We start from the raw sequence: 21,199 nt of genomic DNA on the forward strand, positions 1-21,199 counted from the left end.
CACGCCTGCGAGACCGCCATGCCCATCACGCCCCAGGAAGCGCTGACGCGCTGCATCGAACACCGCGAGATCTTCCACGACGAGATGCTGCATCTGATGCGGCAGATCATGCAGGCGCAGATCTCGCCGGTGATGGCGGCCGCGATCCTGACCGGCCTGCGCGTCAAGAAGGAGACCATCGGCGAGATCACCGCCGCCGCGCAGGTGATGCGCGAATTCGCCAACAAGGTCACCGTGTCCGAGCGCGAGCATTTCGTCGACATCGTCGGCACCGGCGGCGACGGCTCGCATACCTTCAACATCTCGACCGCGTCGATGTTCGTCGCCGCCGCGGCCGGCGCGCGCATCGCCAAGCACGGCAACCGCGGCGTCAGCTCCAAGTCCGGCAGCGCCGACGTGCTCGAGGCGCTCGGCGTCAACATCATGCTGACGCCCGAGCAGGTGGGCCAGTGCATCGCGCAGACCGGCATCGGCTTCATGTTCGCGCCGACCCACCATCCCGCGATGAAGAACGTCGCGCCGATCCGCAAGGAGATGGGCGTACGCACGATCTTCAACATCCTCGGACCGCTGACCAATCCGGCCGACGCGCCCAATATCCTGATGGGCGTGTTCCACCCGGACCTGGTCGGCATCCAGGTGCGCGTGATGCAGCGCCTGGGGGCGCGCCATGCGCTGGTGGTCTACGGCAAGGACGGCATGGACGAAGTGTCGCTGGGCGCCGCCACGCTGGTGGGCGAGCTCAAGGACGGCGAGGTGCGCGAGTACGAGATCCATCCGGAGGACTTCGGCCTGTCGATGATTTCCAATCGCGGCCTGAAGGTGGCCGACGCGGCCGAATCGAAGGAGATGCTGCTCGAGGCGCTGTCCAACGTGCCGGGCACCCCGCGCGAGATCGTGTCGCTGAACGCAGGCACCGCGCTGTACGCCGCCAATGTCGCCTCGTCGATCGAGGACGGCATCGGCCGCGCCCGCGAGGCGATCGCCAGCGGCGCGGCGCGCGCCAAGCTCGACGAGTTCGTGCAGGCCACGCGGCAGTTCCAGTAATCAGAGGCAAGCAAGCATGTCCGACATCCTGCAGAAGATACTGGCCGTCAAGGCCGACGAAGTCAGCGCCGCGCGCAAGCGCCGCGACCTGCCGAGCCTGCGCGCCGAAGCGGAAAGCCTGCGCGACGAGGCGGGCCTGGCACCGCGCGGATTCGGCGCGGCGCTGCGCGCGAAGATCGAGGCCGGCCACGCCGGCGTGATCGCCGAGATCAAGAAGGCGTCGCCGTCCAAGGGGGTGCTGCGCGAGCATTTCGTGCCCGAGGCGATCGCCGAGAGCTATGCCGGCCACGGCGCGGCGTGCCTGTCGGTGCTGACCGACGAGCATTTCTTCCAGGGCCATGCCGACTACCTGCGGCGCGCGCGCGGCGCCTGTCCGCTGCCGGCGCTGCGCAAGGACTTCATGGTGGACCTGTACCAGGTCTACGAGGCGCGCACCTGGGGCGCCGATGCGATCCTGCTGATCGTCGCCGCGCTCGATCCCGGCCTGATGGCCGAGCTCGAGGCCTGCGCGCACGAACTGGGCATGGACGTGCTGGTCGAGGTCCACGACGGCGCCGAGCTGGAAGCGGCGCTGCGGCTCAAGACCCCGCTGGTCGGCGTCAACAACCGCAACCTGCGCACCTTCGAGGTCTCGCTGCAGAACACGCTGGACCTGCTGCCGGCGATGCCGGCGGACCGGCTGGTGGTCACCGAGTCCGGCATTCTCGGACCGGACGACGTGGCGCGGATGCGCGAGGCCAATGTGCACGCCTTCCTGGTTGGCGAAGCGTTCATGCGCGCCAAGGACCCCGGCGCCGAGCTGGCCCGGCTGTTCGCCTGAACCCCGCCTCTGCTGACCCCGGCGCACCGACCGAACCGATGGCCCAGGAAATCGAACTGAAACTGGCGGTGCCCGATGCCGCCGCCGCGGCCGCGCTGGTCGCCTGGCTCGACGCCAATGCGCGCGCCGTCGGCGAATCGCATCTGCTCAACGTCTATTTCGACACGCCGGCCCATGAGCTGGCGCAGGCGCGCGCCGCGCTGCGGCTGCGCCGTGACGGCACCCGCTGGCTGCAGACGCTGAAGACCGCGGGACGCAGCGAGGCCGGGCTGGCGACGCGCAACGAATGGGAAAGCGAGGTCGCCGGCGAGGCGCTGGAGCCGGAGCGGCTGGAGACCGAGGCCCGCACGCTGCTCGAGCCGTTGCTGGGCCGCTTGCAGCCGGTGTTCCGCACCGATTTCGTGCGGCGGACCTGGCGGCTGCGCTGTCCGCTGACGGGCGCCGACGGAACGCAAGCCGGCACCGGGATCGAAGCCGAGATCGAAGCGGCGCTGGACGCCGGCGAGATCGCCGCGGTGGCGCAGGATGGCACCACGCCGGCGTCGGCATCGGCATCGGCATCGGCATCAGCATCGGCATCGGCAGCGGCGCGCGAGACGATCCACGAACTCGAACTGGAATGGCTGTCGGGCGACCCGTCGCAGGCTGCAGCGACGCTGCGCGCGCTCGGCGAGCGGCTCGGCGCGGTGGCCGCGCTGACGCCGTCGGACCGCAGCAAGGCCGCGCGCGGTTATGCGCTGGCGAGGCAGGCCGGTCAGGCGGATCGGGCCGGCTCGCCGGCGGGAGCCGCATGATGGGCCGCCGTCCGAGCCGATCCGCTGCCGCCGAAACCGGTCAGGGCGAGTTGTTTGCCGGCGCGGCGAGCGATGCCGGGGTCGACGCGCGCCCCGATGCACGGACCGACGCACGCGCCGATGCACGGACCGACGCACGCGCCGATGCGCGAGCCGCTGCACGGGCCGATGCACAGGCCGACGCGCGGGCCGATACGCGGGCCGATATGCGGGCCGATATGCGGGCCGATGCATCGGCCAATGCCGCCGCCGGCGCGCCGCCCCTCCAGTGGACTCCGCTTGCGGCCCAGGCCGACGCCCTGCCGCCGGCCTGGCGCGCGCTGCTGGCGCCGTGCCTGGCCACGCCCGCATGGCAGCGGCTCGCCGATTTCGTCGACGGCGAGCGCGCCGCCGGCAAGCCGGTATTCCCGCGCGACGTCTTCCACGCGCTGCACCTGACGCCGCCCGAGGCGGTCAAGGTCGTGATCCTGGGCCAGGACCCGTATCACGGCGTCGGCGTGGTCGATGGCGTCGAGGTGCCGCAGGCGCATGGGCTGGCCTTCTCGGTGCCGGACGGCGTGCGGGTGCCGCCGAGCCTGCGCAATATCTTCAAGGAGATCGCCGCCGAGTACGGCGATCCGGCGGTGGCGCGGCCCACGGCCTCCGGCAATCTGGAAGGCTGGGCACGCCAGGGCGTGCTGCTGCTGAACACCGTGCTGACGGTCGAGCAGGGACGGGCCGCCAGCCACGCCAAACGCGGCTGGGAAGCGGTCACCGACTGCCTGATCGCGGCGCTGGCGGCCAGCCGCCCGCATCTGGTCTTTCTGCTGTGGGGCAGCCACGCACAGGCCAAGAAGGACCTGCTGGCCGGCGAGCATTGCATCCTGGAGGCGCCGCACCCGTCGCCGCTGTCGGCGCATCGCGGCTTCCTCGGTTGCGGGCATTTCCGGCTGGCCAACGACTGGCTGGTGGAGCACCAGCGCGAGCCGATCGACTGGAGCGCGCACCAGGCGCGGGCGCCGATCGGTCGTTCCTAGGCGCGCCCGCCGATCCGACGCTCGCAGGCGCGGGCCTCGATCACTTGCGGGTGCCAGTCACTCTCGGGCGTCGATCACTCGCGGGCGCGGGTCGTTCTCGGGTGTCGACCACTGGCGGGCGCCGGTCACTCGCTGGAGCGCCACTCGAACAGTTCGAACTCGCCCTCGCCCGGCTCGACCTCCAACCGCTCGACCTTCGCCGCGGGCGGGCCCTGCTCCATCCATTCGCGCAGCTTCGCCAGCCGCTCCGGCGGCCCGTACGCCATCACCTCGACCGTGCCGTCGTTGCGGTTGCGTACCCAGCCGCCCAGGCCGAGATCGATCGCGAGGTCCTCGCAGGCCGCGCGATAGCCGACCCCCTGCACCTTGCCGTGCGCCACCATGTGCCAGGTTTCCATCGCCGTTCCTCCTTGCGAGTCCGTACACCCGTGCATCCGTACAACCCTAGACTAGTGCGATGACGCGGGTATGACCACCCCCGCGCGAGGCGGGCGGTCTTCAGCCTGCGCCCGCGGACCCCGGCGCCTTGCGTCCTGCGCCCTTGGGCCTTTGCGCCTTTGCGCCTTTGCGCCTTTGCGCCTTTGCGCCTTTGCGCCTTTGCGCCCTTGCGCGCTTGCGCCCTGCGTCCTGCGCCCCTCGGGCTCTCAGGCGCGCTGGCGGATCGCCCGGCCGATCGCGCCGGTGCGCAGCGCGATCTTGGCGGCGTCGGCGCGCAGCGCGCGCAGCCGGCGCTCCAGCACCGCGTTGGCGGCGCGGCCGGTCGAGCTCGCGGTACCGCCCGGTTCCGGCGCGCCGGCGGTCTGCACGAGCGTTTCGGTATGCCAGCGGTCGGCGGAATCGGCCAGCCGGGCACGGCGTTCGGTGGCTTCAACGAGCGCGGCATCGGCAGCCTCGGCCGCCTCGGTGTCGGCGGCCTGGGTATCAGCGGCCACGGCGGCTTCGGCGGCCACCGCGGCTTCCGCAGATTCCGTCGCTTCCTTTACTACGGCCATCGCGGCCGCCTCCCTTGCCTCCGCCACCTCCGTCGCTGGCTTTGCCTTCGCCGCCTCTGCAGGCGAGTGCGCTGCCGCCCCTGCGTCCACCGTCGCCGCTGTCGCCGCCGCTGGTTCGGCATGCTCGCCCGCCGCCGCGACCTTCGCAGCTGCGCCCTCAGCGGCCGCGGCCGGCTCCTCGGGCGGCGCCGCCCGCCGGCGGATGAACCCCGCGCCCCTGCCCTCGCCCCGATCGCCTTCGAGCAACCGCTCGCTGGCCAGCCGCAGGCTGCGGCTCGCCGCCTCGGTCGCTTCCTCGATCGCGGCGCGCGCGGCCGGCAGGTCGAGTTCGTCGGCGTGCTGGCGCACCTGGATGCGCGCCGCGGCGACATGGGCCGCGACCAGGTAGTTCTGCACGATGAAGCGGTTCAGGTTGTCGACCGCGCGGTGCCGGCTCCTGGGCTCGTCCAGCATGCGCTGGAACGAGCCGATCAGCGCCGACAGGCTGTCCATGAACTGCTTGCGCTCGACCCGATAGGCAAAGTCGTCGCGCGTCAGCCCGAGCAGCAGATCGCGCGTGGCGGCGATATAGCGCCGGTTCGCATTCAGCACGTTCTCGACCAGTGCCGGAATCGCGCGATATTCCCAGCTCGGCAGCACGAAGCTGAAGATCGACGCGATCACCCCGCCGATCACGGTATCGATCAGCCGCTCCCCGACCACCGTCGAGCCCGGCATCAGCAGATTGATCTGCACCAGCACCTGCACGCAGGCCGCGATCGCGGTGTAGCGGTACTTGATCGTGACGAAGGTCGCGCTGGCCACCAGCGAGACGAACAGCACAGCCAGCAGCACCAGCGGTTCGTGCACCACGCGCAGGATCGCCAGCGCGATGATGCAGCCGATCAGCGTGCCGATCAGGCGGTCGTTGTAGCGCTGCTTGGTCATGCTGAAGTTCGGCTTCAGGATGACGATGATGGTCAGCAGGATCCAGTAGCCGTGCGAGGCGTAGGGCAGATGGCTTGCGACCACCAGGCCAGCGGCGACCGCCATCGTGACGCGCAGCGCGAAGCGGAACACCGGCGCGCGCCAGTGCAGGTTGTCGCGCAGCACGCGCCATTCGTAGCGCTGGCGCGTCAGGAACGGCGTCATGTCGGGGCCGGGCAGCACCTGGCGTGGCTCGACCGGCGTGCGCGAGGCCACGTGCAGCTGCTCGACCAGCGCGATCGCGCCCTTGATCATGTCGAGCGTCTCGCCCAGCGCCGTCATCGCGGCCGGGTCGATATGGTGGTGCCGCAGCATCGCGATCTCGTCGGCGACCGCGCGCAGCGCCTCGCGATAGTCGACCTCGGCATACGACGGCCGGCCGCGCGTCACGTCGTAGGCGATCGCCTCGACGTCCTCGCACATCAGCCGGATCAGCCGCCGCAGCGCGTCCAGCACCGGCGTGCCGGCGAAGGTCTGGCGCAGCAGCGGGTAGTCGGTATTGGTCGACAGGATGTATTCGTACAGGTCCAGCATCCGCAGATGGACCTGCACCAGCAGCCCGTCGTGCGGCGTGCGGTTGCCGCGCAGCACCAGGTCGCGCGCCGCCTGCTGCCGCTCCGCGACCACGATCTGCTGGCGCACCAGCGCATTGAACTGCTCGTCGTAGTCGTTGCCGGCATCGTAGAAGCCGGCCTTGATCTCGAGGTAGCCGGCCAGCTCGTACAGCGACTCGGCCAGGATCTGCTGCTTGGTGCGCCGCTCCATCAGCCAGCTGACCGCCATCGCGTACGCCATGTACGCCGCCGCGCCGGCGCCGAACAGCAGCGCGTGCTCGATCGCCCGCCGCACGACGAAGTCCTCGCTCAACGTCAGCGTCATCACGAACAGCGTCGAGAACTGCAACGGCATGGTCTTGTTGCCGTACACCGTCATCATGCCGGCCAGGAAGGTGACCAGCACCAGCACGACCGGCAGCACGCGCGGGAACGGCGTCACCAGCGCGACGATCAGCGTCACCGCGGTACACAGCAGCACGCTGGCCAGCATCTCGTTGAACTTGTGATTCACCGGGCTGGGCAGGTCCATCAGGCTGGTACACAGCGCGCCCATCGACACCACCATCGCGGTCGGCAGGTCGGCCAGCTGCAGCGCGATCAACGTCGCGCCGATGACGCCCGTCGCCGATCGCAGCCCGCGATAGACGTAGTGCGAAAAAACGAAGGTGCGGGGATCGTGGGCGTATTGCATGCGGGCGCGGCGGGCGGCTACGGCGGACGAACTGCGGCGGACAAACTACGGCGGAAGGCCGGGCCGGTAGCTTACTGGCCCAGCCAGCGCGCGCGCAATGGATGGCGGCCGCGCTGGCGCCGATCGTCGCCTTCCTCGAGCTGCAGGCGATATTCCGTCGCCGGCTCCGGCGCGAAGGTGACCGGCAGCACGTGCAGCTCGTCGCGGCGGAACAGGTGGCAAGGCACGGTGTCGCCGGCGCGATAGCGCGCCAGCAGCTTGTCCAGCTGCCCCGCGCCGTTGGGCGTGACGCGCAGCCCGTCCACCGCGGCCAGCAGATCGCCGGCCGACCAGCCGGCCGCCTGCGCCGCGCCGCCGTCGAGCACCTGCGTCACGCGCACCCAGCCGTCCTCGCTCCTGGTCTTGATGCCCAGCGCCGCGGCGCGCGTCGGCTTGCGCGGTTCGGCCCGGATGCCGAAGGGCTTGAGCAGCGCGGGCAGCGGCAATTCGCCGGTGCCCTCGGTCCAGGCCCGCAGCTGCGTGGACACGCGCACGCCGGCCACCTCGTCGATCAGCGCATGCACCTCGTCCTCGGTGACGCCGCGCTGCACCGCGCCGGGGGCATAGAAATCGCGGCCATAACGGCGCCACAGCATCCGCATCACGTCGTCGAGCGAGCGGCGTCCGTTGGTGCGGCTGCGGATGGTCAGGTCCAGCGCCAGCCCGATCAGCGAGCCCTTGGTGTAGTAGCTGACGATCGCATTGGGCGCGTTCTCGTCCTGGCGGTAGTACTTGGTCCAGGCGTCGAAGGAGCTGTCGGCCACGCTCTGCTTGGTGCGGCCGCTGCCGCGCAGCACGCCGTTCCAGGTCTTGGCCAGCAGCTCGACGTATTGCTGCTCGGTGATGCAGCCGCTGCGCACCAGCATCAGGTCGTCGTAATAGCTGGTGAAGCCCTCGAACAGCCATAGCAGCGGCGTATGGGTTTCGGCCTGCAGCCGGTACGGCACGAAGGCCGCCGGCTTGATCCGCTTGACGTTCCAGGTATGGAAATACTCGTGGCTGCACAGGCCGAGGAAGCCGCGATAGCCCTCGCTGCTTTCCGGATTGCCGCGCACCGGCAGATCGCCGCGCGCGCACATCAGCGCTGTGCTGGCGCGATGTTCGAGGCCGCCATAGCCGTCGCCGGTGACCATCGTCATGAAGACGTAGCGGCGATTGCTGTCGAGGAACGGCGCACGTTCGCTGCGCGGCTCGAACAGCCGGATCTGTGCCTCGCAGATCCGCTTCAGGTCGCGGCAGACGCGCTCGATGTCGAGCTGGGGCACGCGGCCGGTGAACACGACGTCGTGCTGCGCGCCGCAGGCCTTGAACGTGCCCATCGTGAACTCGCCCATCTCGACCGGATGGTCCATCAGCTCGTCGTAGTCCGCGGCGCGGTAGCGGCCAAAGCCGTAGCGCTTCGCACCGCCGCGGCCGGGGGCTTCGGGCAGCGCGGTGGCGACGCGCCAGTTGCGATAGGCCTCGCCCTGCGGCGGATGGATATCGACGGTACAGGGGCGGTCGGCCTTGCCTTCGACGCAGAGGAACACCGAGGTCCCGTTGAAGAAGCCGTGGGTCTGGTCCAGATGCGCGGCGCGCACCGACAGGTCCCACGCGTAGACCTCGTACGACAGCGTCAGCGGGCCGCGCGCCGGGTCGATCGGCTCGGCCTGCCAGGTGTGCTTGTCGAGCTTGGTCAGCGCCACCGGCTGGCGCTTGGCGTCATCGCCGGCATCGCCGCCCGCATCGGCACCGACATCGGCGCGGATGCGCACGATGTTCCGCGCGAACTCGCGAATCATGTAGCTGCCGGGAATCCACGCCGGCAGCGAGAAACGTTGGCCGGCGGGATCGGGATCGTCCACCGTGACGGTGACCGCGAACAGATGCGCTTCGGGCTGAAGCGGGGCAATGGCGTAGTGGATCGGCTTCATGGCCACGATTGTAGCGTCACGGGCACGCGGGCCCGGCGCTGCGCGGCTGCGGGGCTGCGGCGCTGATGCGGTGATGAACTGATGCCGTGGTGCGTGGATGCGCTGGTGCAGCGGTGCGCTAGTGCGTTGGCGCTGCGTTGGCCCTGCGTTGGCCCTGCGTCCGTGCCGCGTTGGTGCCGCGTTGGTGCCGCGTTGGTGGCGCGTTGGTGGCGCGTTGGTGGCGGTTGGTGGCGCGTTGGTGGCGCGTTGGTGGCGCGGTGGTGCCGCGTTGGTGGCGCGGTGGCGCCGTGTTGGTGCCGCCGCCGTACGCCCGCCGCGCGCGGCACCGCCTCCGCCATCAACGATTGACGTCCACCACCACCCGCCCGCGCATGCCGCCCGCGATGATGCGCTGGCCCGCCTCGATCGCCTCGGCCAGGCCGATCTCCTGCGTGATCGCCGCCAGGCGGTCCGGCTCGAGGTCCTGAGCCAGCCGCGCCCACGCCTGCTCGCGCCGCGCCATCGGCGCCATCACGCTGTCGACGCCGTGCAGCGTCACGCCGCGCAGGATGAACGGCGCCACCGAGCCCGGGAAGTCCATGCCCTGCGCCAGCCCGCAGGCCGTCACCACGCCGCCGTAGCGCACCTGCGCGATGGCATTGACCAGCGTATGCGAACCGACCGCGTCGACCACCGCGGCCCAACGCTCCTTCTGCAGCGGCTTGCCCGGCGCCGACAGTTCTGCGCGGTCGATGACGTCGGCCGCGCCGAGCGCCTTCAGGAAATCTGCCTCGCCGGTCTTGCCGGTCGAGGCCACGACGCGATAGCCGAGCTTGCCCAGCAGCGCGATCGCGATCGTACCGACGCCACCGGAGGCGCCGGTCACCAGCACCTCGCCCTGCTCGGGCCGCACGCCGGACGCTTCCAGCGCCAGCACCGACAGCATCGCGGTATAGCCCGCGGTGCCGATCGCCATCGCCTGCCGCGTCGTCAGCGACTCGGGCAGGCGCACCAGCCAATCGCCCTTCAGGCGCGCACGCTGCGCCAGGCAGCCCCAGTGCGTCTCGCCGACGCCGTAGCCGTTCAGCACCACCTTGTCGCCCGCTTGCCAGCGCGGATTCGACGACTCCAGCACGGTGCCGGCACCGTCGATGCCGGCCACCATCGGCCATTTGCGCACGACCGGGCTGCGGCCCGTGATCGCCAGGCCGTCCTTGAAGTTGATCGTCGAATAGTCGATCTCGATCAGCACGTCGCCGTCGGCAGGCAGCTGGTCATCCTGCAGCGTCGAGATCTCGGCGCGGGTCGACGGCTTGTCGCCGTCGGTCTGGGTCAGCAGCAGCGCGCGGAAGGTCATGGTGGTGTCTCCTGTGGATGCGATCCGTTGTGCGATCCGTTGTGCGTTCTGCAATCCGGTCTGCGATCCGGTCTGCGATCCGTTTTGCGATCCGCAATGCGACCGTGCGGGCCGGAACGCCGTGCCGTCCATGCCGGCCCGCCGCGCCGGACCTCCGGGGTTTCTTACTTCTTCAGGCTCGACAGCTTGCGCTCCAGCGTGGCGACGTCGGCCGCGCCTGGAATGCGGGTGCCGTCGGTGAAGAACACCGCGGGCGTGCCGGTGACATTGAGGCTGTGGCCCAGCGCCAGGTTCTCTTCCAGTGGCGTCTTGCAATTGCCGGCGCCGCTCGGCGCGACCTTCGACAGCATCCAGTCGCGCCACGCCTTGGTGCGATCGGCCGCGCACCAGACCTGTTTGGCCTTGGCGGTCGAATCCGGCGACAGCACCGGATAGAGGAAGGTGTAGACCGTGATGTTGTCCATCTGCTGGAAGGTCTGCTCGATCTGCTTGCAATAGCCGCAGTTCGGGTCGGAGAACACCGCGACCTGGCGGCTGCCGTCGCCCTTGCTCCATTTGATCGCGCGCGACAGCGGCAGGTCGGACCACTTGATGCGATTGATCTCGGCCAGGCGCTGCTCGGTCAGGTTGGTGCCGCTGCGCGTGTCGAGCAGCTCGCCATTGAGGATGTAGCGGCCGCTCGCATCGGCGTAGACCAGCTGGCCGCCGATATTGACTTCGTAGAGTCCGGCGATCGGCGTCTTCTCGACGCTCTTGATCTCGGCGCGGCCGCCCAGCATCTTCTGCACATTGGTCTTGATGCGCTCCGCGGTCGGATCGGCCGCCGCCAGCGCCGGATGCGCGAAGGCGGCAGTGGCCACGGCGAGCGTCAGCACGGCCATAGCGCGCGCGGCGCGCTCGGTCAGCACGTTGGACCGCGTGATGGAACGCAGCGGGTTCGGGCGGGCGGAGCGCCCGAGGGAATACGACATGTTGACTCCGGGTTCTGGTTGGCTCGGATGTGGGTGGAGCTGGCGGCTTGGCCGCGGCTTATTTCGGATCAGCGGGATCAGTGTCGGATCAGTGGGATCGGTCGGATGCGTGGGTTACGCGGAGGCGGCCGGTTCGATGGCGCCGGCGTTTAGCCCAGCGCCCGTCCGATCAGGAACCGCTTCAGCAGCGCCTGCGCGCCCACGGCACGCATGCCGGTATTGCGGACCATCCGCGCCACCCCGCCCTGCAGCGAGAACAGCCGATGCAGGCCATCGGTGGCGGCCGTCAGCGACAGCAGGTCGGTGGCGCGCGCGCGCTCGTAGCGGCGCAGCAGTCGCAGGTCGCCTTCGTCGCGGAACGACTCTTTGGCGGCCATCACGCGGCCAAGTTCCGCGACATCGCGCAAACCGAGGTTCATGCCCTGCCCGGCCAGCGGATGCACCACGTGGGCCGCGTCGCCGACCAGAACCACATGCGGCTGCACCACGCAGTCGGCATGCTGCAGCACCAGCGGGAAGGCCTGCGCGGGCGTCACGCAACGCAGCGCGCCGAACTGGCGGCCGACCGCACCGCTGGCCGCGTCCATCGCCGCCTGTGCCAGCTGCTCCGGCGCCAGCGCCATCAATTCGCGCGCATGGGCCTCGTCGGCCGACCACACCATCGACAGGTAATTGCCCGGCAGCGGCAGCATCGCCAGGATTTCGCAGTTGCAGGACTCCTCGTCGGCCAGCAGCTTGGGCGGCGCGCCGAGGAACCACTGCCACGCGGTCGCGTGATGCGGCAGCTCGCAGGCGAAATTGGCGACCACGCCCGACTGCCGGTAGCGCCGCGTGCTGACGCCGATATGGCACTGGGTCCGCACCCAGGAGCGCGCGCCGTCGGCGCCCACGACGCAATTGGTACGTACGCGCGCGCCGTCGGCCAGCGTCAGCGTGACGCCCAGCTCGTCGCGCTCGAAGCCGGTGGCGGCCTGCTGGTACCAATGGACCTGATGCTGGAAGCGCAGCGCGGTGTCGAGCACGCGCTCGACATGGCTCGATTCGATGATCCAGGCCAGCTCCGGCACCGCGGCCGCGTAGGCCGAGAAATGCAGATCGCCGGTCAGCCCGGCATCGTCGCGCGCGGCGGTGTCGTCGCCAAACACGCGCATGTCGCGCACCGGCTGCATCCGCGCCGGCTCCAGCGCCTCCCAGATCCGCAGCCGGCTCAGCAGCGCCTGCGAGCTGGCCGAGAACGCGTAGACGCGGCTGTCCCACTCGCCCTCGCCCAGCGCCGGCGCCGGGGTCGAGCCGTTTCCGGGCCGCGGCGCGATCAGCGCCACCTGCATGCCCTGCTGCGCCAGCAGCAACGCGCAAGTCTTGCCGACGATGCCGCCGCCAACCACGGCAATCTGGAAATGGGAAAACGAGGTCCGCGTGGACGCGCTGGCTCTGGTCATGGGGCGATTATAGCCAGCGGCTTTGAGGGGTCACCCGGTGCTCACCCGGCGGACGGGCGAGCCCCTTGGTACGGGCGGCTCGGACGGGCGAGCAAGCCTCCTGGCATGGAGGGCTCGGACGGTCGGGCAAGCCCCCTGGCACGGGCGGTTCGGATGGGCGGGCAAGCCCCCTGGCATGGGCGGTTCGGACGGGCGGGCAAGCACCGTGGCATGGGCGGCTCGGACGGGCGGGCGTCCGGACGGCCATCCGCTAGAATACCGGCTTTGCCATCGCTTACCGCCCGGAACACCATGAGCCTCAAATGCGGCATCGTCGGCCTGCCCAACGTCGGCAAGTCCACGCTGTTCAACGCCCTGACCAAGGCCGGCATCGCCGCCGAAAACTATCCGTTCTGCACCATCGAGCCCAATGTCGGCGTCGTTGAAGTGCCGGATCCGAGGCTTAAGGCCCTCGCCGAGATCGTCAAACCCGAGCGCGTCGTCCCGGCGACGGTCGAGTTCGTCGACATCGCCGGCCTGGTGGCCGGTGCTTCCAAGGGCGAAGGCCTGGGCAACCAGTTCCTGGCCAATATCCGCGAGACCGACGCCATCACGCACGTGGTGCGCTGCTTCGAGGATCCCAACGTGATCCACGTGGCCGGCAAGGTCGATCCGCTGTCGGACATCGAGGTCATCAATACCGAACTGGCGCTGGCCGACCTGGCCACCGTCGACAAGGCGCTGGCCCGCTACGTCAAGCCGGCCCGCGCCGGCGACAAGGAAGCGCAGCGCCTGGTCGCCGTGCTGGAGAAGGCCCAGACCGTGCTCGACCAGGCCAAGGCCGTGCGCACGCTGGACCTGGCGCCCGAGGAATGGGACGCGCTGCGCCCGTTCTGCCTGATCACCGCCAAGCCGACCATGTATGTCGCCAACGTGCGCGAGGACGGCTTCGAGAACAATCCGCACCTGGACGCCGTGCGCAAGTACGCCGAGACCACCAGGTCGCCGGTCGTCGCCGTCTGCGCCGCGATCGAAGCCGAGATCGCCGACCTCGAGGACGAGGACAAGGCCGTGTTCCTGGCCGACCTCGGCATGGACGAGCCGGGCCTGGACCGCGTGATCCGCGCCGGCTTCAGCCTGCTTGGCCTGCAGACCTACTTCACCGCGGGCGTCAAGGAAGTGCGCGCCTGGACCATCCACGTCGGCGACACCGCCCCCAAGGCGGCCGGCGTGATCCACACCGACTTCGAACGCGGCTTCATCCGCGCGCAGACCATCGCCTTCGAGGACTTCATCGCCTTCAAGGGCGAACAGGGCGCCAAGGAAGCCGGCAAGATGCGGGCGGAAGGCAAGGAGTATGTGGTCAAGGATGGGGACGTGATGAACTTCTTGTTCAACGTCTGACCGCCCGACTTCAACGCCGAGTCGTCTTCAAGGGGCTGCGCCTCCATGGAATCACCATGGTTCCATCAGCCAGCCCTTTTCGCTTCCCACCAACCGGTCCGTCAGCGCCAGGTCGTCCATGAACGCATCGTCATGCGACACGACCACCAGCGCGCCTCGATAACTGCGCAACATCGCCTCCAGCGCCTGAATCGATGGCAGGTCGAGGTGATTGCTCGGTTCATCGAGCAATAGCAGCTGCGGCGGGGCTTCGGCATAAAGCAGGCAGGCCAGGGCACCCTTCAGCCGTTCCCCGCCGCTGAGGGAACCCGTCGGCGCGGCGATCTTCTGCGCATCGAGCCCAAGCTGCGCCAGCCGCATGCGCAGATCGCCTTCACTGGTGCTGCGATTGACCGCCATCAACTGCTCCAGCACCGACTGCTCGGGACGCAGATTGGCCAAGCGCTGATCGAGATAGGCGCTCTCCTGGGTGACCTTGCAGGTCCCCGCCAACGGGGCGAGATGGCCGGCCATCACCTTGAGCAGCGTCGATTTGCCACAACCGTTCGGGCCGACCACGCCCACGCGCTGCTGCCCCGTCAGGATCAGGCTGATTCGGCACGCGGCTTCCGATACGAACGGCAGCTCCACCGCATCGAGTTCCGCCACGCGCCGCTGCGCTGCCTGCATGACCGGCAGCGAATGCAGGCTGATTGGCGCCTCGTTTTCGACTTCCTGCGCGGCTTCCCGAATGCGCTCTGCGACCTGCTGCAGGGCCGCGGCCTGCTGCTGGCAGCTTGCCGGCGGAACTCTCGCTGCGCTCCTTCTGGCGACCGAGCAGGATCTTTGCCTGATTCGCTTCCTTGCCGCGCCGGTCGCCGCGTGCCTGCCTTCGCTGCTGCCGCTCGCGCTGTTCGCGGATGGCAATCTCTTCGCGCTGGCGGTCCAGCTTGCTTCGCTCCAGCTGCTGCAGGGCATTCTGCCGCTCCTGCACCTTCGCCTCGGCATAGAACGAATAACTGCCGCCGTAGCTACGCAGACCCAGGGAGGACAGCTCGACGATCCGCTCCATCGCTTCGAGCAGTTGCCGATCGTGGCTGACGATCAGCAGCCCGCGCGACCAACGCCGCAATTGTTCGATCAGCGCTTGCCGGTTGGGACGATCCAGATGATTGCTGGGCTCGTCCAGGATCAGAAAGTCCGCGTCGGACAGCATGGCGCCGAGCAGGGAGACGCGCATCGCCTCGCCACCGCTGAGACGGCTCGCCGGCGTGGTGGCCTCGAGATGGCTCAGGCCATTGCGTTCCAGTTCATGCCGCAGGCGCTGGCGAATATCCCAACGCTCGCCAACGGCGTCGAAGTCTTCCGGCGCGCTGCTGCCCGCCTCGATGCGCAGCAGCGCTTCCAGCGTGTGCTGCACGCCGGCCAGGCTGGCCACCGTGGCATCGGCTGGAGCGGATATTTGCTGGGCAAGGTAATGCACGCTGCCGGAGCGCAGGCACCGTCCGCTGGCCGGCTCCAACTGTCCGGCAAGCAGTCGCGCCAGGATGGTCTTGCCAACGCCATTGCGTCCGACCAGGCCGGTGGGGCGCTGGTCGAAGGTTTCGCTGAGCTGGGAAAAAAGCGTCCTGCCATCCGGCAGGGCGTAGGACACGCTTTCTAGCGTGAGATAGGGATTCGTCATGCTTCAATTCCAGGGATGCCAAGCACTCCCCCTGCTGCAGGGGCTGGTGGAGACTGGCCGTCATATCGACGGCGGCATCAATGGCGCATGGGACGAATACCTCGGTGAGATTAACGAAGGTCGGATTATAGCGGGGCGGATGAAATTGACGGGTTGGCCGCGTTCATGCAGCTGACTTCAACCGCCGCACGTGCAGTCCATCGCGCCGCTGATCGACCTGCCACAGGTCATACGCGGCCTGATGCGCCAACCACGATTCCGCGCTCTTGCCGAAGGCCATTTCGAGTCGCACCGCCGTTTCTGGCGTGATCGGAGCACGGCCGTTGACGATCTCGGACAGCGTTTTCCGCGACACGTCCAAGGCAGCGGCCGCCTCGGTGATGGTCAGCTTCAGCGGCTCCAGCCAGAGCTCATGCAGGATCTCGCCAGGATGCGGGGGGTTATGCATGCGCATGGTGTCTCTCCCTTGGGATGCGAATGATTTGAAGCGAAGGAGATTGCCCCAACGCGCTGCACACCTCTTCCGAAAACGGCCTTCAAACCCTCACCACCACCTTCCCAAACTGTTCATTCGATTCCAGATACCGATGCGCCTCGACGATCTGGTCGAACGCAAACGTCCGGTCCATGGCGGGTCCCTGTTGCCCCTGAGCAGCCGTTGCCATTCGTACCGTGAGTGGCACTCGGATCGCGGCGTTTTTCGGTAGAATTTTTCGTCCCGCGCGGGTAACGTGGCGATCACCGATACTGAACCAGACGGAGGCACACGTGGACCTTACCGGCATCGGCCTCTACACCTTCCAGGAAGCATCGAAACTCACAGGCATTCCGGCCCGCGACCTGCGCCGCTGGCTCGATGGCTATGCCTATCGGCGCAAGAGAGATCGCGGCACGGTCCCGGTCCGTCCGTTGTGGGAACCTGAGCTATCGCGCGCGGAAATCGACGGGATCAGTTTTCACGATCTGCTCGAGGTCCGCTTCGTTCGCGCCTTTCGTCAGCACGGTGTCAGCTTGCAGACCATCCGGCTGGCAAGCGAGAAGGCCCGTCAGCTATTCAACTTGCCCTACCCTTTCACGTCGCGTCGCTTTCAGACAGATGGCCGGACGATTTTTGCATCCGCGGTGCGTGAGACGGGCGAAATCGAATTGTTGGACCTGATCCAAGGACAGTACGCGTTCCAGAAGATCATCGAACCGTCTCTGTATCAAGGCATCGACTTCGGCCCGGACGATACCGCGCTGCGCTGGTACCCGTCGCCTTGCAGCAAGGCAGTCGTACTCGATCCGCGAATCGCGTTCGGCAAGCCAATCGTGGCCGCGGGTCAGGTCAGGACGTCCATCCTTTACGCCTCATTCCTCGCCGAGAACGACAGGCAGTTTGTCGCCAGACTGCATGAGGTTCCCCTTGTCGCGGTAGACGCCGCCATCGCCTTCGAAGAACGCCTTGCCGCGTGAAATTCTTCGTCGACAACAACCTGCCCCCTGCGTTGGCGCGGGCGTTGCATGCGCTGTCCGACGTGCATGGGCATTCCGTCGCCCATCTAAGAGACGTGTTTCCAGAGAACACCGCCGACGCCGACTGGATCGAACGTCTGTCCAGGGAAGGCGGATGGTCCGTGGTGACGCATGACAAGCTGAACAAGGGTATCGAACGGGAAGCCCTGCGTCGGGCGGGCCTGATTGTGTTCTTTCTGGACCGGAGTTGGTCTAACCATCGATTCTGGGACATTGCCTGCAACCTGGTCCGATGGTGGCCACGCGTCATCGAACAATCGGCCGGCGTTCGCGGTGGCGCAGCGTTCAAGGTTCCGTACAACTTTTCCGGTAAGGGCCGGTTCGAGCAGGTCATGCTCTAGGGCCTGCTGGGTTATCTCCTTCAAACCCTCACCACCACCTTCCCGAACTGCTCATTCGATTCCAGATACCGATGTGCCTCGACGATCTGGTCGAAATCGAACGTCCTGGCGATGACCGGCCGCAGTTCGCCCTCCTCCAGACCACGCAGGATGAACGCCTTCGCCGCGGCGAGCCTTATCGGGTCGCCAGCGATCTCGTGAACCAGATACCCCCGCAGCGTCAGCGACTTGCTCAGGACCGTGAACAGCGGAAACGGCGTCGGCGCCGGGCTGAGGCCGCCGTATTCGATCAGCATGCCGCCGCGCGACATCGCGGCCGTCAATGGTTCGAAGATCGGGCCGCCGACCGCGTCGAGGACGACGCGCACGCCCGGCTCTCCCGCGATCTCCTTTAGGCGTGCTTCGAGGTCTTCCTCGTCCGAGGCCACCACATGCCGGGCACCGGCGTCGAGCAAGGCGGCCCGCTTCGCCGACGATCGCGTGATGGCGATCGGCACGGCGCCGACGCGATTGGCGATCTGGATCGCGGCGAGGCCGACGCTGCTCGATGCCGCCGTGATGGCCACGACGTCGCCGTTGCCGAGTCCGGCGATATCGACCAGCGCGCCATAAGCGGTCAGATACGGCATCCAGAGCGCCGCGGCGGCTTCCCAGCTCAGCGAGGGCGGATGCTTGACCACGAGCTCGGCGGGAAAGCGGACCAGTTCGCCATATGCCGGCCAGCGCACCATCGAGCGTGGCGGCACGATGCTGACGGCGTCGCCCGGCGCAAGGCCTTCCACGTCCGGACCGACGGATTCGATCACGCCCGCCGCCTCAAGCCCGAGCCCCGACGGCAAGTCCGGCGTCTCGATATAGCGGCCGGTACGCAGCAGAGACTCGGCGCGATTCAGTCCGAGCGCCTTGACGCGGATCCGCACCTCGCCGGCCGCGGGTTCCGGCACCTCGGCCGATTCGATGCGCAGGACTTCGGGCCCGCCATATTGGTGGAAACGAACGACACGAGCGGTTTGCATGGTTGGTTTGACTCCAAATCGAAGAGGAGGAATCCAGTATGATTTGGCGCCTAACCCGGATAAATAGCCGCTCCGGCACAACGGTACAAACCACCGGTTTTCAATATGGACCGCCTGACCAGCATGGCCGTGTTCGTCAAAGCCGTCGACCTCGGCTCGTTCGCGGCCGCCGCCGACGCACTCGGCATCACGGGTCCGATGGTCTGCAAGCATGTCCGCTTCCTCGAGGAGCGCCTCGGCACGCGGCTGCTGAACCGGACCACGCGCCGCCAAAGCCTGACCGACTTCGGACGCGCCTATTACGAACGCTGCCGCCTGATCCTGGCCGAGGCCGAGGCCGCCGACGCCCTGGCGGCCGATCAACTGGCCGAGCCGCGGGGCAAGCTGCGGGTCACGATGCCGGTGCATTTCGGCCGGCATTGCGCGATGCCGATCCTGCTGGACCTTGCGCGGCAATATCCGGCGCTGGAACTCGAGCTGTCGTTCAGCGACCGGCTGATCGATCTGGCCGAAGACGGCTACGACCTCGCGATCCGCACCGGAAGCCTGCAGGACCGGGCCGACACCATTGCGCGCCGGGTGGGTAGGCAGCGAATGATTGTCTGCGCGTCCCCCGCCTACCTCGGCCGGCAAGGCGAACCGCAATCGATCGACGACCTGCGCCAGCACCATGCGATCGTCTATCGCCGCTCCGGACCCGTCGCGCCGTGGCTGTTCCCTAGCGAGGATGGGCGGCCGGTGGAATTGCGGCCCACCGGCCGGCTGATGCTCGACGACCTCGATGCGATCGCCGACGCGGCGACGGAAGGCATGGGCGTCGCGTGGCTGCCATATTGGCTTGTCCGCGATCGGATTCACGCCGGAGCACTGCTTCAGCTGCTGCCAAATGAACCGACGTTCCTGTACGACGCCTACGCACTCTGGCTGCGCACGCCGCATCTCCCGCGCAAGGTACGGCTTGCGGTCGATGCGCTGGCGGCAGATTTGCCGAGATTGATGCAGTAGAAAAACGAGACTCGCCCACTGAGATGCAGCTTGCACTACCCATACCGCCGCAATTAGATTGCTCGAAGCGGTACGTAAGCGCGGGGGAAAAGCCGACACTGGCTGGCCAAAGTGGAAAGGCTCCCGGCGGCTTGAACTATGCGGGGTTTTCTTCGTGACGCGGGAGGCAGGAAACCCTCATGTATTTGAGTAACGCCGTCGAATAGTGAAGGCTGAAATTCCATCGTTTGCTCGGCGCGCTCCAACCGCTTGCGCAATGTAGCGTTCGAAATGGCCAGGTGGTTTGCAATGGCGGTCAGATCGTTGGCCATATTGGCAAAGACGCGGAGATAGGCCACCGCCTCGGCAAAACGACCCAACACCGTCTTGTCTTGTTGGCTTTCCTCTTCGTATGTTTCGAGCATCCGGTGCGGCTCGTTGGCCTCAGGCGCGCTGAGCGTCGCCGCAAACCAGTTTTCGTGCGTTCCGCCGTCATCATCCTCACTCTGTTCATCCAGTCTCACTGCGAAACGCAGACGCTTATCCGCGTACCTTACGAATCGATTGAACAGCCGAGCAAGGATCTGCTGTTGGAAGTCTCTGTCGGCCAGGTCCGGCTGCGGGTCGCGGTCGCGGCTCAGTTTGTCTGCAAGAATCCACGCTTCACCTTGTAGATCGTCCACGGTCATTTCGCCCCGCGACTGTTTCGCGATTCGAGCCAGGTCAGGAAGGATTGCAGGGATAAGTTTGGCGAAGAACGCGCCAGCGAGGTCAGAGGACATCGTTGCTCCGATAAACAACGTGCAGCCATTGACACCACAACACACTTGAGGCAGCGACAGCAGCGCGTCACCTATTGCTCCGCCGATACCCCATCCCCACCGCCACCCCACCCAACACCGCCACCGACGCCACCACCAGCCGCCACGTCACCGCCTCCCCCAACAGGACCACGCCACCCGCCGCGGCGATCACCGGCACGCTCAGTTGCACCAGTCCAGCCGTGGTCACCGTCAGACCCCGCAGCGCGACGTACCAGATGGCATAGCCCAGCGCCGAGGCGATGGCGCCGGACAGCACCGCGTACAGCATGCCTTCGGCATCGTGGCTGGCCCACGGCAGCGCGGCCAGATAGAGCGGCACGCAGCAGAGCGCGGCGCGCAGGAAGTTGCCCGCATTGGCGCGCACCGGATCGCGTACGCCCTTGGCGCGGATCGAGTAGACGCCCCAAGCCGCGCCCGACGCCAGCATCAGAAGCGCGCCCAGCAGCGGAGGCGCGGACAGGCCGGGCAGCAGCATGCCGACCAGTCCCGAGACCGCGATCAGATAGCCGGCCGTCTGCACGAGATGAGGCCGTTCGCCGAGCCACAGGCCGCGGCCGATCATCGTGACCTGCACCGCGCCGAACAGCAGCAGCGCGCCGGTGGCGGCCGATAGTTGCGCGTAGGCGTACGAGAAAAAGACGGCGTAGGCGAACAGTGCCAGCGCGGAACGCCAGTTGCCGCTCGATGCCTCGGGCGTTGGCTCGGCAGCGTGCGAGACGCCATGACGCAGCCGGACCAGCACCCACAGCGTGATCGCGCCAGACAACAACCGCACGGTCGTGAAGCTGGCGGCGTCGATGGTGGTGTCCCGCAGCGCAAGCCGGCACAGCAGCGAATTGCCGGCGAAGGCGAGCATCGACAGCGCGGTACAGCCGAGCACCAGCGGGACCGA

The 21,199-nt window shown here is 67.9% G+C and carries 18 protein-coding genes and 3 pseudogenes; 9 read left to right on the forward strand and 12 right to left on the reverse strand.

What is annotated here, in order from left to right:
* Positions 1–18: 18 nt before the first annotated feature.
* From trpD to K7G19_RS23460, 4 genes are all read left to right on the forward strand, one after another.
* A complete protein-coding gene (trpD, locus tag K7G19_RS23445; RefSeq protein ID WP_149319647.1) occupies positions 19–1,047 on the forward strand; it encodes an anthranilate phosphoribosyltransferase in 1,029 nt (342 codons plus the stop codon).
* Positions 1,048–1,063: 16 nt separating this feature from the next.
* Positions 1,064–1,867, forward strand: a complete 804-nt coding sequence (gene trpC / locus K7G19_RS23450; RefSeq protein WP_226109435.1) for an indole-3-glycerol phosphate synthase TrpC — start codon at positions 1,064–1,066, stop codon at positions 1,865–1,867.
* Between the two features lie 38 nt (positions 1,868–1,905).
* Positions 1,906–2,661, forward strand: a complete 756-nt coding sequence (locus K7G19_RS23455) for a CYTH domain-containing protein (RefSeq protein ID WP_226109436.1) — start codon at positions 1,906–1,908, stop codon at positions 2,659–2,661.
* Positions 2,662–2,879: 218 nt separating this feature from the next.
* Positions 2,880–3,677: a uracil-DNA glycosylase gene (locus K7G19_RS23460; protein ID WP_226109519.1), complete on the forward strand. Its 798-nt coding sequence runs from the start codon at positions 2,880–2,882 to the stop codon at positions 3,675–3,677.
* A gap of 125 nt (positions 3,678–3,802) precedes the next feature.
* On the opposite strand, the gene K7G19_RS23465 is transcribed toward K7G19_RS23460, so the two are convergent.
* The 6 genes from K7G19_RS23465 to K7G19_RS23490 form a co-directional block, all read right to left on the reverse strand.
* A complete protein-coding gene (locus K7G19_RS23465; RefSeq protein WP_226109438.1) occupies positions 3,803–4,075 on the reverse strand; it encodes an acylphosphatase in 273 nt (90 codons plus the stop codon).
* Positions 4,076–4,321: 246 nt separating this feature from the next.
* The gene (locus tag K7G19_RS23470) at positions 4,322–6,883 is read right to left on the reverse strand and encodes an FUSC family protein (RefSeq protein ID WP_226109440.1); all 2,562 of its coding nucleotides are present in this window, start codon (positions 6,881–6,883) and stop codon (positions 4,322–4,324) included.
* A 71-nt stretch (positions 6,884–6,954) separates the two neighbouring features.
* Positions 6,955–8,835, reverse strand: a complete 1,881-nt coding sequence (locus K7G19_RS23475; RefSeq protein WP_226109443.1) for a M61 family metallopeptidase — start codon at positions 8,833–8,835, stop codon at positions 6,955–6,957.
* A gap of 337 nt (positions 8,836–9,172) precedes the next feature.
* A complete protein-coding gene (locus K7G19_RS23480; protein WP_226109445.1) occupies positions 9,173–10,171 on the reverse strand; it encodes an MDR family oxidoreductase in 999 nt (332 codons plus the stop codon).
* A gap of 164 nt (positions 10,172–10,335) precedes the next feature.
* Positions 10,336–11,052, reverse strand: a complete 717-nt coding sequence (locus tag K7G19_RS23485) for a DsbC family protein (RefSeq protein ID WP_150082632.1) — start codon at positions 11,050–11,052, stop codon at positions 10,336–10,338.
* Between the two features lie 239 nt (positions 11,053–11,291).
* Positions 11,292–12,581, reverse strand: coding sequence for a UbiH/UbiF family hydroxylase (locus tag K7G19_RS23490; RefSeq protein WP_226109448.1), 1,290 nt, complete (start codon positions 12,579–12,581; stop codon positions 11,292–11,294).
* A gap of 291 nt (positions 12,582–12,872) precedes the next feature.
* Between K7G19_RS23490 and ychF the strand changes: the two genes are divergently transcribed.
* Positions 12,873–13,964, forward strand: coding sequence for a redox-regulated ATPase YchF (ychF, locus tag K7G19_RS23495; protein ID WP_226109450.1), 1,092 nt, complete (start codon positions 12,873–12,875; stop codon positions 13,962–13,964).
* 51 nt (positions 13,965–14,015) lie between these two features.
* Here the strand turns inward: ychF and K7G19_RS23500 are convergent.
* The 3 genes and pseudogenes from K7G19_RS23500 to K7G19_RS23510 all read right to left on the reverse strand — a co-directional run.
* A pseudogene (locus tag K7G19_RS23500) lies at positions 14,016–15,627 on the reverse strand (ABC-F family ATP-binding cassette domain-containing protein).
* Positions 15,628–15,790: 163 nt separating this feature from the next.
* The gene (locus K7G19_RS23505) at positions 15,791–16,081 is read right to left on the reverse strand and encodes a HigA family addiction module antitoxin (RefSeq protein ID WP_226109452.1); all 291 of its coding nucleotides are present in this window, start codon (positions 16,079–16,081) and stop codon (positions 15,791–15,793) included.
* 82 nt (positions 16,082–16,163) lie between these two features.
* Positions 16,164–16,280 (reverse strand): annotated as a pseudogene (locus K7G19_RS23510) (zinc-binding dehydrogenase); the annotation flags it as partial.
* 115 nt (positions 16,281–16,395) lie between these two features.
* Between K7G19_RS23510 and K7G19_RS23515 the strand changes: the two are divergent.
* Together K7G19_RS23515 and K7G19_RS23520 are read left to right on the forward strand one after the other, a co-directional pair.
* Complete coding sequence (locus K7G19_RS23515) at positions 16,396–17,082, forward strand: DUF433 domain-containing protein (protein WP_226109454.1); 687 nt, start codon at positions 16,396–16,398, stop codon at positions 17,080–17,082.
* Positions 17,079–17,483, forward strand: coding sequence for a DUF5615 family PIN-like protein (locus K7G19_RS23520; protein ID WP_226109456.1), 405 nt, complete (start codon positions 17,079–17,081; stop codon positions 17,481–17,483). Before K7G19_RS23515 ends, K7G19_RS23520 begins: the two co-directional genes overlap by 4 nt.
* 20 nt (positions 17,484–17,503) lie before the next feature.
* Here the strand turns inward: K7G19_RS23520 and K7G19_RS23525 are convergent, their stop codons facing one another.
* Entirely contained in the window at positions 17,504–18,499 is a 996-nt protein-coding gene (locus K7G19_RS23525; RefSeq protein WP_226109520.1) for a zinc-dependent alcohol dehydrogenase family protein, read from the reverse strand.
* A 123-nt stretch (positions 18,500–18,622) separates the two neighbouring features.
* On the opposite strand from K7G19_RS23525, the pseudogene K7G19_RS24995 reads away from it, so the two are divergent.
* Together K7G19_RS24995 and K7G19_RS23530 are read left to right on the forward strand one after the other, a co-directional pair.
* Positions 18,623–18,733, forward strand: a pseudogene (locus K7G19_RS24995) (LysR family transcriptional regulator); the annotation flags it as partial.
* Positions 18,734–18,925: 192 nt separating this feature from the next.
* On the forward strand, positions 18,926–19,504 hold the full coding sequence (locus K7G19_RS23530; protein ID WP_255650894.1) for a LysR substrate-binding domain-containing protein: 579 nt from the start codon (positions 18,926–18,928) through the stop codon (positions 19,502–19,504).
* Between the two features lie 53 nt (positions 19,505–19,557).
* Here K7G19_RS23530 and K7G19_RS23535 read toward each other — a convergent pair whose 3' ends face one another.
* A complete protein-coding gene (locus tag K7G19_RS23535) occupies positions 19,558–20,265 on the reverse strand; it encodes a hypothetical protein (protein WP_150082575.1) in 708 nt (235 codons plus the stop codon).
* Positions 20,266–20,332: 67 nt separating this feature from the next.
* Entirely contained in the window at positions 20,333–21,163 is an 831-nt protein-coding gene (locus K7G19_RS23540; RefSeq protein ID WP_226109524.1) for a DMT family transporter, read from the reverse strand.
* Positions 21,164–21,199 lie beyond the last annotated feature (36 nt).

Origin of the sequence: Cupriavidus sp. DB3 (assembly GCF_020418465.1) — a bacterium.
GTDB lineage: Bacteria > Pseudomonadota > Gammaproteobacteria > Burkholderiales > Burkholderiaceae > Cupriavidus > Cupriavidus cauae.